The 14,197-nt window shown below is 69.5% G+C and carries 10 protein-coding genes and 3 pseudogenes; 9 read left to right on the top strand and 4 right to left on the bottom strand.

The window, feature by feature from the left end; translation table 11 throughout:
• The first annotated feature begins 159 nt into the window (after positions 1-159).
• Positions 160-930 carry a BTAD domain-containing putative transcriptional regulator gene (locus tag AB0H86_RS09170; RefSeq protein ID WP_362434849.1) on the top strand — a complete coding sequence of 257 codons (771 nt, stop codon included), beginning with the start codon at positions 160-162 and terminating at the stop codon, positions 928-930.
• Positions 927-1,079 carry a hypothetical protein gene (locus AB0H86_RS09165; protein WP_362434847.1) on the top strand — a complete coding sequence of 51 codons (153 nt, stop codon included), beginning with the start codon at positions 927-929 and terminating at the stop codon, positions 1,077-1,079. The genes AB0H86_RS09170 and AB0H86_RS09165 overlap by 4 nt, the downstream gene beginning before the upstream one ends.
• Here AB0H86_RS09165 and AB0H86_RS09160 read toward each other — a convergent pair.
• From AB0H86_RS09160 to AB0H86_RS09150, 3 genes are read right to left on the bottom strand one after another with little or no spacing between them, the layout of a single operon-like run.
• A complete protein-coding gene (locus AB0H86_RS09160; RefSeq protein WP_362434844.1) occupies positions 1,060-1,872 on the bottom strand; it encodes an ABC transporter permease in 813 nt (270 codons plus the stop codon). The genes AB0H86_RS09165 and AB0H86_RS09160 overlap by 20 nt on opposite strands.
• On the bottom strand, positions 1,869-2,831 hold the full coding sequence (locus AB0H86_RS09155; RefSeq protein ID WP_362434842.1) for an ATP-binding cassette domain-containing protein: 963 nt from the start codon (positions 2,829-2,831) through the stop codon (positions 1,869-1,871). The genes AB0H86_RS09160 and AB0H86_RS09155 overlap by 4 nt, the downstream gene beginning before the upstream one ends.
• 34 nt (positions 2,832-2,865) lie before the next feature.
• Positions 2,866-3,537: a DUF4097 family beta strand repeat-containing protein gene (locus tag AB0H86_RS09150; protein WP_362434840.1), complete on the bottom strand. Its 672-nt coding sequence runs from the start codon at positions 3,535-3,537 to the stop codon at positions 2,866-2,868.
• A gap of 220 nt (positions 3,538-3,757) precedes the next feature.
• Here AB0H86_RS09150 and AB0H86_RS09145 point away from each other — a divergent pair, with 220 nt between their 5' ends.
• The 3 genes and pseudogenes from AB0H86_RS09145 (at position 3,758) to AB0H86_RS09135 (ending at position 6,257) form a co-directional block, all read left to right on the top strand.
• Entirely contained in the window at positions 3,758-4,513 is a 756-nt protein-coding gene (locus AB0H86_RS09145; protein ID WP_362435271.1) for a helix-turn-helix domain-containing protein, read from the top strand.
• Between the two features lie 227 nt (positions 4,514-4,740).
• A pseudogene (locus AB0H86_RS09140) lies at positions 4,741-5,713 on the top strand (PP2C family protein-serine/threonine phosphatase); the annotation flags it as partial.
• 115 nt (positions 5,714-5,828) lie between these two features.
• The gene (locus AB0H86_RS09135; RefSeq protein ID WP_362434837.1) at positions 5,829-6,257 is read left to right on the top strand and encodes a DUF6003 family protein; all 429 of its coding nucleotides are present in this window, start codon (positions 5,829-5,831) and stop codon (positions 6,255-6,257) included.
• Between the two features lie 83 nt (positions 6,258-6,340).
• Here the strand turns inward: AB0H86_RS09135 and AB0H86_RS09130 are convergent.
• Positions 6,341-7,294, bottom strand: a pseudogene (locus tag AB0H86_RS09130) (YihY/virulence factor BrkB family protein); the annotation flags it as partial.
• A 366-nt stretch (positions 7,295-7,660) separates the two neighbouring features.
• Between AB0H86_RS09130 and AB0H86_RS09125 the strand changes: the two are divergent.
• The 4 genes and pseudogenes from AB0H86_RS09125 to AB0H86_RS09110 all read left to right on the top strand — a co-directional run bounded on the left by AB0H86_RS09125 (position 7,661) and on the right by AB0H86_RS09110 (position 14,013).
• Positions 7,661-9,175, top strand: a complete 1,515-nt coding sequence (locus tag AB0H86_RS09125; RefSeq protein ID WP_362434835.1) for an alpha/beta fold hydrolase — start codon at positions 7,661-7,663, stop codon at positions 9,173-9,175.
• A gap of 230 nt (positions 9,176-9,405) precedes the next feature.
• A complete protein-coding gene (locus tag AB0H86_RS09120; RefSeq protein ID WP_362434832.1) occupies positions 9,406-10,266 on the top strand; it encodes an oxygenase MpaB family protein in 861 nt (286 codons plus the stop codon).
• A gap of 55 nt (positions 10,267-10,321) precedes the next feature.
• Positions 10,322-11,456 (top strand): annotated as a pseudogene (locus AB0H86_RS09115) (MFS transporter).
• Positions 11,457-11,976: 520 nt separating this feature from the next.
• Positions 11,977-14,013 carry a S8 family serine peptidase gene (locus AB0H86_RS09110; protein ID WP_362434830.1) on the top strand — a complete coding sequence of 679 codons (2,037 nt, stop codon included), beginning with the start codon at positions 11,977-11,979 and terminating at the stop codon, positions 14,011-14,013.
• The last annotated feature ends 184 nt before the right edge of the window (positions 14,014-14,197 follow it).

The raw sequence follows: 14,197 nt of genomic DNA, 5'->3' as shown, positions 1-14,197 counted from the left end.
CCCGGCGGAGTTGCACAGCGTGGGGGAGGGGCTGAAACTGATGAGAGAAGGCCTCCTCGAAGAATGCGGTATGCCTTCAGAGTTGCACCACGGAATCTCCAGCTGTGACGCGCCGCTGGTGAGGCCGGACAGCATGCAGAGGCGCACACTCACAACACTGTGAGCGAGGCGATCGAGTTGGTGTCTCCTCCTCCCCGGTTGCGATTGCTGGGTGAGTTCCGGCTGGAACTCGGTACCGAGGCCGTCGAGTTGTGCCGTAACGGCCAGCGACTTCTGGCCCTCATGGGACTGCGTGGGCGGGTGTGCCGTACGGTCCTCGCCGGCACCTTGTGGCCCGAGGTCACCGAAGAGCACGCCAGGGGCAGCCTGCGCACCACCTTGTGGAAGCTGCCGCGCGGTGAGCCGCCTCTGATCGGGTGCTGCGGAGACTCCCTGTGGGTCGCCCCGGTCCTGCGCGTGGACGTCCACACCCTCACGCAAACGGCACTCGGCGTCGTGCAGGGCTGCGGCCCACCGCTTCACGCTCGACCGCCGTTGGGAGTCCTGACCGGGGAGGACCTGCTGCCGGGCTGGGACGAGGACTGGGTACTGGCCGAGCGTGAACGCCTGCGGCAACTGCGGTTGCACGCGCTCGACGCGCTGGCCGAGGCCCTGATACGGCAGGGGAGACCGGCCCTGGCGATGGAGGCGGCGTGGGCGAGTGTACGTGCGGAGCCCCTACGGGAAAGCGCGCACCGGGCCGTCGTGTCGGCGCATCTCGCGGAGGGCAATGTCAGCGAAGCGGTGCGGCACTATCACGCGTTCTGCCGGTTGTTGAACGAGGAACTGGGCGTGGAGCCCTCGCCTCGATTCGCCCGGATGCTTCCCGAGCGGCTGCCAGTGCGGGTCACCTCACGGGGCCGGGACGGCCGTCGAGGATGGGCCGGGTGACCGCGCATACCATCCACCAGCGGTCCCCCGCCCTGCATACGAGCGCGGCGGCGTACGCCGACGCGGTGTCGGAGTACGCCGCTCTCGGGCGGGGCGAGTTGCGGGAGGCGGCCCGCGCTGTCATGGCGGTTACTTCGGGTCGCTGTTGAACTTCGCGGACGACCAGCGGTAGCCGAGCACGGTGAGGCCCAGGCACCAGGCGACCGCGAGCCAGCCGTTGTGGCCGATCTCGGTGCCGAGCAGCAGCCCGCGCAGGGTCTCGATGGCCGGTGTGAACGGCTGGTACTCGGCGATCGGCTGGAACCAGCCCGGCATCGCGTCGACCGGGACGAAGGCACTGGAGATGAGCGGGAGGAAGATCAGCGGCATCGCGTTGTTGCTGGCGGCCTCGGCGTTCGGGCTGATCAGGCCCATTCCGACGGCGATCCAGGTGAGCGCCAGGGCGAAGAGTACGAGCAGCCCGAATGCCGCGATCCACTCCAGGGCGGTGGCGTCGGTGGAGCGGAAGCCGATGGCCACGCCGACGGCGCCCACGAGGACCACGCTGGCGACCGACTGCAGCACGCTGCCGATGACGTGCCCGATGAGCACCGAGCCGCGGTGGATCGCCATCGTGCGGAAGCGGGCGATGATGCCCTCCGTCATGTCGTTGGAGACGGAGACCGCGGTGCCGATCGTGGTGCTGCCGATGGTCATCAGCAGGAGGCCAGGGACGAGATAGGCGATGTAGTCGGAGCGGTCTCCGCCGCCGATGCCCGCGCTCATGGTGTCGCCGAAGATGTAGACGAAGAGCAGCAGCAGCATGATCGGGGTGAGCAGCAGGTTCAGGGTGAGGGACGGGTAGCGCCGCGCGTGCAGGAGGTTGCGGCGCAGCATCGTTGACGAGTCGCGGACGGCGAGGGAGATCCGGGTCGGGTGGGTGGGAGTCAGGGGGGTGCTCATCGGACGTTCTCCTTGGGCTGGTTGGGGATGTTGGCCGGGCCGGTGAGGGCGAAGAACACGTCGTCGAGGTCGGGGGTGTGGACGGTCAGCTCGTCCGCCTCGACGCCGGCCGAGTCGAGCCAGTCGAGGATGGAGCGCAGCTCGCGTTGGCTGCCGCCCGAGGGGAGTTGCAGCGCGAGCGCCTCGTCGTTCCGGGTGACCTCGCGCAGCGCCGAGGCGGCGCTCTGGTACGCGGTCGGGTCGGTGAAGCGGAGCCGGATGTGTCCGCCGGGGATGAGCCGCTTGAGCTCCTCGGCGGTGCCCTCGGCTGCGATCTTGCCGTCGTTGAGCACGGCGATACGGTCCGCGAGTTCGTCGGCTTCTTCCAGGTACTGGGTGGTGAGGAAGACGGTGACGCCGTCGGAGACGAGCGCGCGGATGATCTGCCACATGTTGTGGCGGCTGCGCGGGTCGAGGCCGGTGGTCGGCTCGTCGAGGAAGATGATCCGCGGGTCGCCGACCAGGGTCATGGCGAGGTCGAGACGGCGCTTCATGCCGCCGGAGTAGGTGGAGGCGGGCTTCTTCGCTGCCTCGACCAGGTCGAACCGCTCCAGGAGTTCGGCGGCCACCCGCCGCCCCTCGCGCTTGGACAGGTGGTGCAGGTCCGCCATGAGGAGCATGTTCTCCTCGCCGGTGATCAGCCCGTCGACGGCCGAGAACTGCCCGGTGACACCGATCGCTGCACGCACCGCCTGCGGGTCGGCGGCGATGTCGTGGCCGCCGACGCGGATCTCGCCGGAGGCGGGGTCGGGGGAGATGAGGGTGGACAGGATCTTGACGGCGGTGGTCTTGCCGGCGCCGTTCGGGCCGAGCAGGGAGAAGATCGTTCCTTCGGGGACGGCCAGGTCGACGCCGTCGAGCACGACTTTGTCGCCGTAGGACTTGCGTAGCCCGTTCGCCGCGATGGCCGGGTTGGTCATGAGGGGTGCTCCTTCAGAGGCTGCGGGCGGTGGTCTAGAGGCTGCGGGCGCTGATGTCGCCGTAGGCGGTGGTCGCCTGGATGTTCAGGCCGGCGGCGGCGCCGTCGGTGTTCTTGAGCGCGTTGTGGATCCGGCCGTAGGTGGTACCGGCGTCCAGGGAGGCGGAGACTCCGCGGGCGGCGTCGACCGACACCTCGCCGGACTCGGTGCGCAGCACGACCGTGCCGCGCACGGCCTCGGCGATGCGGAGGTCGCCCTTCTGGGTGCTGATCTCCGCGGGGCCGTTCAGGCGGCCGACGGTGATGTCGCCGGAGAGGAGGGTGAGACGGGCGCTCGCGGCCTCGTCGACCTTGACCGAGCCCTGCGCGCCCTCGAAAGCGACGTCGCCGAGCCGCCCGACGCCCCGGAACTCGGCGCTGGCCGCCTTCGCCTCGATGTGGGAGCCGGCGGGCAGTTGGACGGTCACCTCGACGTATCCGGAGCTGCCGAGGATCCGGTTCTTCGCCGGTGAGGCCTCGATCCGCAGGACGCCGTCGCCGTATTCGACCGTGATCTGCTCGGCCGCTTTCACGTCGCGGCCCTTCGAGGCGTCCGCGGGCAGGATCTCGACCGTGGTGTGGGCCCGGTCGGCGGCGATGAACTGGATGCGTCCCGCGGGGATGTCGAGGACGGCGGAGACCGGGGTGGGGGTGTCGAACTTCTGCATCGTGCTCTCCTTCGGTTCTTGTTTCTGACTTTGGAAAAGCTACGTTGCGTTCGAAGATTGCTCAACACCTTCGTTGCGCGTAATTACAATAAGGCCAGCTCAGAGCAATGAAAACGTTGCAATGGTTCTGAATTTAACGCAACGATCGCCGCCTGGGCGTTGCAATGGATTGAAAGTGAACGCTACTCTGGAGGCACCAAGAACCACGAAGGAGATCGCGATGCCGGGAGGCAGGCTCACCCAGCAGGAACGCCAGCAGATCGCGTCGGGGCTGGCCGACGACCTCGCATACGCGGAGATCGCCAGACGTCTCGACCGCCCCACCTCGACGATCACGCGTGAGGTGATGCGTAACGGCGGCCCCACCGCCTACCGCGCCGACCTGGCCCACCGCGCCACCGAACGCCGCACTCACCAACGCAGGCAGGCGGCGCCCCGGGGACCGCAGGCGCCCCCGCAGACCCACGGACGCGACGCCGAGGCCGTGCGCGAGTACGAGGAGACACTCACCATCGTCTTCATGCAATCGGGCCTGCCCAAGATGATGGCCAGGGTGCTGGTCTGCCTCTACACCACCGACGCGGGCAGCCTCACCGCGTCCGAACTCGTGCAGCGCCTCCAGGTCAGCCCGGCGTCCATCTCCAAAGCGATCACGTTCCTGGAGAGCCAGGGACTCGCCCGACGGGAACGCGACGAACGCCGTCGCGAGCGCTACGTCATCGACGACGACGTCTGGTACCAGGCGACGATCGCCAGCGCCCGGTCCCTCGCCCAGGTCGTCGAGACCTCACGGCAAGGCGTCAGTATCCTCGGCCCCGACACCCCGGCCGGCGCCCGCCTCGAGAACATCGCCCGCTTCGTCGACTTCGTCAGCGAGGGCACCCTCCGTGCCGCGGAGCAGGCCCGCGAGGTCCTCCACACGAAAGTCACAACGCCCTCGGGCGACGCTGCCGAGCCAAGTTCAGATCTCGGATAGACGGTTGTCCTGGGAGCGCGGCGGAAGACAGTCTTGCCGTCGCGCTTGGGGGATTGGCCGGCCTGCGCTGTCGGTTGATGCTGTCGTCCCCGCTACAGCGGCTGCATTTCGAGCTGGACAGGGTTGAAGGGCGGCGCCATGCGGAGGAGCGCCAATCGGGTGAGGTGTGCGCGACGGGCGCCCTTCAGGGCAGGCGGGGCGATGGCGGTGATGTCGCGGACGACGGCGAGCCGATCGACTTGCAGGGCAGCGTCTACGACAGCGTTCTGCAGAGCCAGCGCCAGCATGTGGAAGCGGACGGCCAGGGCGGACGACACGTCATCACGCCGGTCACCAACCGTGGCGACTGCATCGGCGTCCTGGAGGTGACTCTGCAGTCCGCCGACGACACCGTGCTCCGACAGGTCCGCGACGCGGCACACGCGTTGGCCTACATCATCGTCACGGACCGCCGCTTCACCGATCTGTACCACCTGGGCCGGCGCACCACTAGACCAGCCTGGCCGCGGAGATCCAGCACCAACTGCTTCCCTCGTCCCCCTGCTGCGAGGCGGCCCAGTTCACCCTCGCCGCCGGGCTGGTCCCTGCCGACGACATCGGTGGCGACACCTACGACTACACCCTCGACCGCGAGACCCTGCATCTGTCCATCACCGACGCCATGGGCCACGACACCAACTCCGCCCTGCTGGCCACCTTGCTGGTCGGCGCACTGCGGGGTGCGCGCCGCAGCGGCTGTGACGCCGTCAAGCAGGCCCGCCACGCCCACCAGGCCCTGCTGAGTCACAGCCGCGGCCTGGCCACCGGACAGTTGCTGTGCGTCGACCTCGAAACAGGCCTTTGTGAACTGGTCAACGCAGGCCATCCCTGGCCACTGCGGCTGCGCGACGGCACCGTCGAAGAGGTCAAACTCGCCGTCAACCCGCCGTTCGGTGTGGCGGCAACCACCTCCTACCACTTACAGCACGCCTGATCCTGCTCACGGACGGAATGCAGGAGCGCGGTGCCGCAGCCGTCGACCTGGCCTCGGTCGTTCACGACACCCGCGCGCTGCATCCAAGAGAAGCCGTCCGAAGCCTGACCGCCGCGGTGCTTGATGCCTGCCACGGCAGCCTCAAGGACGACGCCACGGTCCTGATACTCGACTGGCACGGCAATCGTCGACGAACGGCCGACAACAGACCGGCCCCGCGGCGATGAGCCGCAGCGGCCCACTCCCGGGGTACGCCGACGGTAATCCGGGTGCGGCGGGGTAGAGGGACATCCGGCCCCTCACCGTGGTGGCCGGATGTCCCACGTCGAGAAGGAGACGAGAATGACCGACGACGCCTACCTGTTTCTGATTGACGACGCCGCCGCGGTCCTCGGCGTGGCTCCTGCCGCCGTCGGTGACCTCGCCTGCATGGAGACTCCGGCGGTGCACGCGTGGCTGGACGCTCAGGGAAGTACGCCGACGTCCCCCCGCCTGCGACTGGTGCCGCCGGAGGAACGGGGGGCCGTCCCCGAGGGAGCGGAGCGGCTGCCGGTCCCGCTGAGCGAGGAGGAACTGAGCCGTGTACGGCAGCACATGGCGTCGGCGGCGCACGCCCGGGTCGAGGAGGAACTGCTCGCCTACCGCGACTGCACCGGCGCCAGGGACGAGCTGATCGGGCGGGCACTGGCCGTCGGCGTGCCGCCGCATCGCATCGTGGAACTGACCGGGGTGGATGTCGCGACGGTCACCGCTGCGGCCGGCGGTCGATGAAGCGCCGGCCGGGCCCGGGGGAGTAGGACGGCCGAGGGCAGGCGGCCGCCCTGAGCGAAGGGTGGGAAGCGACGCGTCACGCACCCGGGATCCGGGCGCACGGGCGATTCGACACCGGCGCGGGCAGCTTCGAGTTGGGCGGCGAACGCGATGCCGAGGAAGAGCGCGACGGCCGTGAGGTTGGCCCACAACAGCAGGGCGATGAACGCGGTGAGCGGCCCGTACAGGGCACCGAAGGCACCGCTCTTCTCGACGTACAGGGCGAGCAGCCACGTGGCCGCGATCCACAGCAGGAGGTGGACGGCGGACCCGAAGGCCAGCCAGGTGTAGCCCGGCTGCACGCGACGGGGTGACCACCGGAAGATCACGGCCGAGGCGACCCACGCCAGTGCGAGTCCCACGGGGAGGGCGAGCACGCCCCACCAGCGCGGCCCGCCGCCCTTCCAGCCCGCGGTATCCGCGATCGCGTCGCCGACGGCCTCGCCGGCGACGAGTACGACGAAGCCCAGCACCAGCGGCAGACCGGCCGAGAGCGCCAGGACCAACGCCCTGGCGTACTTGCGCGGAAAGGGGCGGTCGCGCTCGATGCCGTAGATGCGGTTGGCACCACGCTCGATCTGTCCCATGGCCGAGGCGAGGTTCAGCAGTGCGAAGGCCAGACCGAGCCAGAGGGCGAGCGTGCTCCACACGTCGCCGTGGGCGCTGCGCCGCGTCCCGTCGAAGGCGTCCTCGACGATGCCGGCGCTGGCACCCGGCACGATCCTGCCGAGGGTCAGCTCGATGATCCGGCCCAAGCTCTCCGTGTGGACGGAGGTGGCCAGCCCGACCAGGGCCACGGTGCACGGCACCAGGCCCAGCACCACTTGGAAGGCGAGCGCGCGTGCGTTGGTGAAGCCGTCCGCGTAACGGAACCGGGCGAAGGAATCGGTCAGCAGCCGCAGCCCTCCGTAGTGGCGCAGCGCGGTGAACGCTTCGTCTCCGGAGAGTTCGTCCCCGATCATGTCCCGGGTCTGAGGGACGTGGACGGCGGTTCCCATGGCATCAGCGCTCCCTAGTCGTGCGATAGTCGTGCGATTGCTCCCTGTCCGGTTGCCCCGTAGACCTCGACCACGCATCGTCGCCGGGACCAGTTCGGCATCACGCGCCCGCCTTGGGCCTCGAGGTGCGGCGCCAAGGGCTTCGGTGCCGCTCGTTCGCTTGGCGGAGCCGCACCAAGTCCGGGGAAGATTCAGGGACATGAGGGTCAACCCCCGAGGCGCCGCCCTGAGGACAACCCTGACCGAGTCCCCGGGCCTTCCCTGATTCCCGTCTGGAGCGGTTGTGACCCAAGTTGGCTTGCTGCCACGTTCGACCAGGGGGCACCCCAGTGATCCATTTCGTAAGACTTTTGGAAGGGATACTTCATGCCATTACTCTTCAGGGCGCTCACCGGAGTGCTCGCCGCTGGAGTGCTCGCCGGAGCGTTGACGCCGGGCGTCGAGGCGGCGGATGCGGGCCCTCCCGGCAGAAGCCCGACGACACAGGATCCCATTGACTGGGAACCGTGCCCCGACGACGCCACGGCGGAATGCGGGACCCTCCGCCTGCCCGTCGACTGGGCACGCCCGTCGGGTGAGAAGTTCGACCTCGCGGTGGCCCGTCGCAAGGCGGCCGATCCGGATCGCCGGGTCGGTGTGCTGCTGGTCAACCCGGGTGGGCCGGGCGCCTCGGGTGTGAACTTCGCCGTCAAGGACGCAACGTCCCACTTCAGCGCGGACATCCAGGAGAAGTTCGACATCATTGGGTTCGACCCACGGGGTGTCGGTCGCAGTCAACCGGTCAAGTGCTCGAAGGAGCTGCTGGACCGACGCCCGTCGTCGTACCCCCGCAACCAGGCGGAGTTCGATCAACTCGCCCGGTTCAACCGCACATTACGCGAGGACTGCCGACGGCACAGCGGTCCGGTCTTCGACCACGCGGACACCTTGAGCGTCGTCCGGGACATGGACGCGATCCGAAGGGCGCTGGGCGAGGAAAAGGTCAACTACTTCGGTCACTCCTACGGCACGCTGATCGGCGAGCAGTACGCGGAGCAGTACGGCGACCGGATCCGGGCCATGGCCCTCACCGCGAACGTCGACCACAGCCTCGACGCCCGGGAGTTCCTCGTCTCCTCGGCGATCACAGCGGAGGACTCGTTCCGCCAGTTCGTGACGTGGTGTGAGTCCACCAGCTCCTGCGCACTGCACGGCGGTGACGTCACCGCCGTATGGGACGACCTGCTCGCCAGGGCGGACCGAGGGGAGATACACGATCCGGAGAGCCCGGACCAGGTTCTCACCGCGAACGCGATCGCATTTGTCGCCTTCAAGGAGTATCTCTACGGCCCGGACTGGGACGAGCTGGCCACCTATGTGGCGGAGCTGTCCGCACAGGAACCGAGGGAACGGCGGCAATCTCAGCAACCCCGACCGGGGACGTCGTCGGGAGCGGAGCAGCAGACGACCGAGGAACCGTTCCATGCGGTGTTCTGCCAGGACTGGCGATTCCGGCCGAAGAACTACCGCGAATTCGCCGGCCTCACCAAAGCCGAACTACGGGCCGCACCGCACATGCGCGGCACACCACGCATCCACGACGCGGTGGCTGGCTGCGTCGGCTGGCCGGACGAGGCGAACAACCCGCAGCACCGTCTGCGCATCACCGAGGCACCCAAGATCCTCATGCTGCATTCGCTGCACGACCCGGCGAACAACTACGCGTGGGCTACCAACGTGCACCGGCAGACCCGCAGGACGACTGTGCTGCTGCCCTACGAAGGCGCGGGACACAGCGTCTACGGCCGCAGCGACTGCACCCGCGACGCCGTTGACGCCTACCTCACCGAACTGAAGCTCCCGAGCGCTGGGAGCCATTGTCCCGCCGTCGCGAAGAACTGATCGCAAGGGGACAGCACACCGGCCGACGACGACCGAAGACACCCGCCGGTGAGCCGAGCTCCCACGCACCAGTCCGTGGGTAGGCCGGTGATCGTGCCGACGAGCGGGGCCGAAGCCCTTGGCGCCGCGCCTCGCGGGCCATGGCGCGCGTCCACCGGTCGGTGCCCCCGCCGTGCCCGGATCTGGGCGGGCATCGCGGACACTGGGGAGCAGGAGAGGGGAGGCCGACCATGTTGACCGTAGTCCGTGAACAACTGGGCCAGGCCCTGTTCCGCCGCGTCGCCGGCCCCGACGGACCGGCGACGCGTGCCCGCATCCACGACACCCCCGGCCCGCGCTGGTTCGGTCCGGACCGCCCGATCCGCACCGTCCACGGTGATGCCTCGATGTTCATCGGTGGGCTGAGCGCACTGCTGTTGCAGTCCCTGCATCCGCTCGCCATGGCGGCGGTGGCCCGGCACTCCGGGTACCGCGGCGACCCGTGGGGCCGACTCCAGCGCACCAGCACCTTCCTGGCCGTGACGACTTACGGCACCGCTGCTGACGCTCAGCGAGCGGTCGACCACGTTCGCGGCATCCACGAACGGGTCCGCGGGACGACGGCCGAGGGCGTGCCGTACCACGCGGCTGATCCGCACCTGCTCGGCTGGGTGCACGCCGCTGAGGCGGACAGCTTCCTGCGCGCCCACGAACGCTTCGGCGCCCGCCCGCTGGACGCCGCCGACTACGACGCCTACGTCGCCGACACCGCGCGCGTCGCCGAAGCACTGGGAGTGAGTGACCCACCACGCGACCGGCGCGAGCTGTCCGAGCGCCTGACCGCCTACCGGCACGAACTCAGGGCCACATCCGAGGCCCGGGCCGCCGCCCGCTTCCTGCTGTTCCAGCCTCCCCTGCCCCTCGCGGTGCGGCCCTTCTACGGCGGGCTGGCCGCGAACGCCGTCGCGCTGCTCCCGCCGTGGGCCCGCGGCATGCTGCGGCTGCCGCGGCTGCCGGTCGTCGAGAACCTCGCCGTACGTCCCACCGGACAGGCCCTGACCCGGGCCATCCGCTGGGCCATGACCCCACCGCGGCAGTCCCGCCCGATGTGAGCGCGCGGCACATAGAGCCTTCGGACCGTCGGCGCACCTGTTCGGTGCCAAACGGATGGTCCTGGCCGGGCTCGCCCTGTTCACCGCCGCATCCCTCGCCGCCGGACTCGCCACCGCCGCGCCCCTGCTGCTCGCCGCCCGGATCGCCCAGGGGGCAGGCGCCGCGATGCTCTCGCCCGCCGCGCTGTCGGTGGTGGTGCGGCTGTTCGACGGCGACGAACGCAACCGGGCGCTGGGCATCTGGTCGGCGCTCGGCGGCGGCGGCGCGGCCCTCGGCGTGCTGCTGGGCGGGCTGATCACGGCCGGGCCGGGCTGGGCCTGGGTTCTTCATCAACGTCCCCGTCGGCCTGGCCGTCCTCGCCACGCTCGCCCGGATCCTGCCCGACCTGCCCCGCGAGGCCTCCGGCTCCCTCGACGTGCCCGGCACTGCCCTGGTCGCCGCGGCCACCGGTGCCCTCATCTACGCCCTGATCCGCGGCGGCGACCACGGCTGGCTCGACGCCGTCACCCTGGCGCTGTTCGCCGTCTCGGCAGCCGCCTACGCCGCCTTCGCAGCCTGGCAGCGCCGCGCCGCGGCACCCCTGATGGACCTGCGCCTGCTGGGCCGGCGGCCGGTGGTGGCGGGCATCTTCGTCATCGCGGTGGCCACCGCTCTGATGGTGGGGGTGTTCTTCCTCGGCTCCTTCTATCTGCAGAACCAGCAGCACCACGGCGCCTTGATGACGGGGGTGCTGTTCCTGCCGGTGGCGCTGGTTACCATGGCCGCCGCCACCGCGGCCGGAGGCGTCATCGCCCGCCTCGGGGCCCGGGTCCTGGCAGCGGTGGCCCTGGTCGTCGCGGCCGCCGGATTCCTCGTCCCCGTGCTCTGGTCCGGCACCATCGCCATGGTCACCGGCGTGAGCATCGCCGCGGCCGGACTGGGCGCCCTGTTCGTCGTCGACTCGGCCACCGCGCTGGGCAGCGTCGCCCCCCACGAGGCCGGAGTGACCTCCGCGATCGTCAGCACCTTCCACGAGTTCGGCGCCTCGGCCGGTGCCGCGGCCGTCTCCAGCGCGGCGGCCGCCGGCATCGCCGCTCACACCGGCATCACCATGGCCGCCGGCTTCGACGACGCCTTCCTCACGGCCACAGCCATCGCCGCGGTCTCCGCTGTCATCGCCCCGTGGCTGATCCCGTCCGCAGAGGAGTGAGCCGAGCCGTGCCGGGTGCTCAGACCTCGTCAGGGTGGCGAGTTGGCGCCCGTCCACTCTCGATTCCACTCTGAGGCAGAACATCTGCCGGCGCATCCCGGCATCCAAGTAGCTGAATAATCACCCTTCTCCGGATAGGGCCAGGCGTCCGGGAGTTACGACGGTCCGGGGGGTTGGCCGTACCAGACACTGAACCGCTGTTCGTGCACATCGGCGACTCCAACTGGCCCCGGTTATCAGGGAATTCGTGCGCCCAGGTGCAGACGGGGAGGCGCAGGCCGACACTGCTGTCAAGTGCCCTCCGGAGTACCAGCGAGCCCGGATGGGAGCCGCCGGCCAGGCTCGACGTGCGGGTGGAGAATCGCCCGCCTAGCGTATTGACCGAACGGAAGTAACCACGCTCCCCGGCGTGCCACCGGTTCAGACGGGCTTCGGTCATGTGGGCGTCGGCACGGGCAGTGCCAGGGCGCCACGGCTGCCCGGTGCGCGCCTTCCCACCCACTCCGTGAGGGAGTTCGGCATGGCCCGCATCACCATCAACGGCGTCACGGTGGACCCGCTGGTCCAGGCTGACGAGTTGGCCACCGCATCGCTGACGTCCGAGGACGCCTCCGCGTCCAACTACCTGCTCGTCCAGACCACGCACCCGCCCACAGCCGAGGAGAAGGAACAACTCGCGGCGCACGGGGTGGTGATCCACGAGTACGTTCCGGAGGACACCTACCTGTGCGGCTACCGGTCCACGGACCTGGACGCCGTGCGCGAACTGCCGTTCGTGGCCTGGGCGGACGTGTACTTCAACGGCTTCAAGATCGGCCGGACATTGCAGTCGCCCCGGCTGAGTTCGAGTGTCGCCGCGCTGGCCGATCCCCTGGACGCGGTGGGTGAGGGGACCCGCACCATCGACGTCGTCCTGCACGAGGATGTCGATGCGAGCACGGACGGCGTACGGGACCGGATCGCGGCGGCGGCCGGAGTCAGCCCCGGCGACGTACAACCCAGCCGCGGCAAAGTACGTATGACGGCCCGCGAGGAGGATGTGCCCGCACTGGCAGAGCTCGACGAGGTGAAGGAGATCGAGGAGGTCCCGGAGCGGGTGCTGTACAACACCGTCTCGGGGACGCTGATGCACGCCCATGTGTCCCTCAACGGCACGAAGTTCCGCGGTGAAGGCCAGATCGTGTGCGTTGCCGACACCGGCTTCGACAAGGGTTCGACCACCAATGTGCACCCTGCCTTCACCGGCCGGGTCAAGCGCCTGGTCGCCCTGGGACGCACGAGCCCCGCGCGGGCGGACGACCCCAGCGGACACGGCACCCACGTGGCGGGCTCGGTCCTCGGCGACGGCACGTCGGAGTCCATGGGCGGCCCCATCACCGGCACCGCTCCCGCGGCGCGACTGGTCCTCCAGTCCGTGATGGCCGAGAACGGAACCCTCGCCGGTATCCCGGACAACCTGCTCGACCTGTTCGAGCCGCCCTTCCTGGAGGACGGGGTACGGATCCACACCAACTCGTGGGGCCCGGTCACCCCAGGGCTTCCGTACGGCCCGGCTGCGGCCGAGGCCGATCAGATGGTCTGGGACCACAAGGACTTCGTCATCTGCTTCGCCGCGGGCAACGACGGCACGGACCGGGACGGTGACGGCCGCATCAACCTGAGATCGGTCAGCGACGAGACGGGGGCCAAGAACGTCATCACCGTCGGTGCCAGCGAGGGCAACCGCCCCGCGATTCCCTTCACATACGATGGCACGCTGCGCCATGGACCGACCAAGTTCCCCGCCCCGCCGATCCACGGGGACAAGATGGCGGACAACCCCGCCGGGATGGCGGCCTTCAGCAGCCGCGGTCCGACAGCGGAGGGCCGGTTTGCGCCCCATGTCGTCGCCCCCGGCACGGCGATCCTGTCGACGCGCTCGCGGCTGGCACCCGACCGCGGAAGCTTCGGTGTCTCCACAGACCCCGCGTTCATGTTCGACAGCGGCACCAGCATGGCCACCCCGCTGGTCGCCGGCTGTGTGGCGGTGCTGCGCGAGACGCTGGTGAAGAACGGCACCCCGAAACCGAGCGCCGCGCTCATCAAGGCCATGCTGATCAACGGTGCCGATGAGCTCAAGGGCCAGTACGTTCCCACCGAGGCGGGCCCTTCCCCGAACAACAACTCCGGCTTCGGCGTGGTCAACCTCCAGCGCGCCGTCGTCCTCCCGACCGATGGCGACCGGGCGGGCTTCACCGACGCCAAGGAGCTGGACCAGGGAGAGGAACGCGAGTTCCGCATCCCGATTCCGGAGGGGGCGGGCCACGCCCTGAAGATCACCCTCGTATGGACGGACCCCCCTGGCCCGACCCTGCAGAACGACCTCGACCTGATCGTCCGCGCGGACGGTCAGGAACGCCACGGCAACATGGGCACGGATCCCGGCTTCGACCGTCGGAACAACGTTGAGCAGGTCCAGTGGCGGGACATCCCCGCCGGGGAGGCCGAGGTCGTCGTCCGCGCACACCGGATCACCCGGTTCGCCCAGCCTTACGCCGTCGCCTGGCGCATTCTCTGACGCGTGTACGGGCACCGTCCCGGCCCGTCGGTCGGGCCGGGACGGTCGTCACCGGTCGGGCGCCATCCGCCCCCTCCAACCTGTTACGTGCCGCGTGTCGTCTTCACCTACGGGACAGCTTCTTCACTTCGTCCGCAAAATATCTCCCGGCGAACATTTCGGTAAGTGGTGGAATAGAACGCCA

Source organism: Streptomyces sp. NPDC050997 (assembly GCF_040660135.1).
Lineage (GTDB): Bacteria > Actinomycetota > Actinomycetes > Streptomycetales > Streptomycetaceae > Streptomyces.
The sequence above is the reverse complement of the archived record's forward strand: the minus strand, read 5'-3'. Positions and strand labels throughout refer to the sequence as shown.

Excerpts from the sequence above, each read along its gene's own strand:
- AB0H86_RS09160 (WP_362434844.1), bottom strand. The coding sequence starts at position 1,872 with ATGAGCACCCCCCTGACTCCCACCCACCCGACCCGGATCTCCCTCGCC.
- AB0H86_RS09155 (WP_362434842.1), bottom strand. The coding sequence starts at position 2,831 with ATGACCAACCCGGCCATCGCGGCGAACGGGCTACGCAAGTCCTACGGC.
- AB0H86_RS09150 (WP_362434840.1), bottom strand. The coding sequence starts at position 3,537 with ATGCAGAAGTTCGACACCCCCACCCCGGTCTCCGCCGTCCTCGACATC.
- AB0H86_RS09145 (WP_362435271.1), top strand. The coding sequence starts at position 3,758 with ATGCCGGGAGGCAGGCTCACCCAGCAGGAACGCCAGCAGATCGCGTCG.
- AB0H86_RS09135 (WP_362434837.1), top strand. The coding sequence starts at position 5,829 with ATGACCGACGACGCCTACCTGTTTCTGATTGACGACGCCGCCGCGGTC.
- AB0H86_RS09125 (WP_362434835.1), top strand. The coding sequence starts at position 7,661 with ATGCCATTACTCTTCAGGGCGCTCACCGGAGTGCTCGCCGCTGGAGTG.
- AB0H86_RS09120 (WP_362434832.1), top strand. The coding sequence starts at position 9,406 with ATGTTGACCGTAGTCCGTGAACAACTGGGCCAGGCCCTGTTCCGCCGC.
- AB0H86_RS09110 (WP_362434830.1), top strand. The coding sequence starts at position 11,977 with ATGGCCCGCATCACCATCAACGGCGTCACGGTGGACCCGCTGGTCCAG.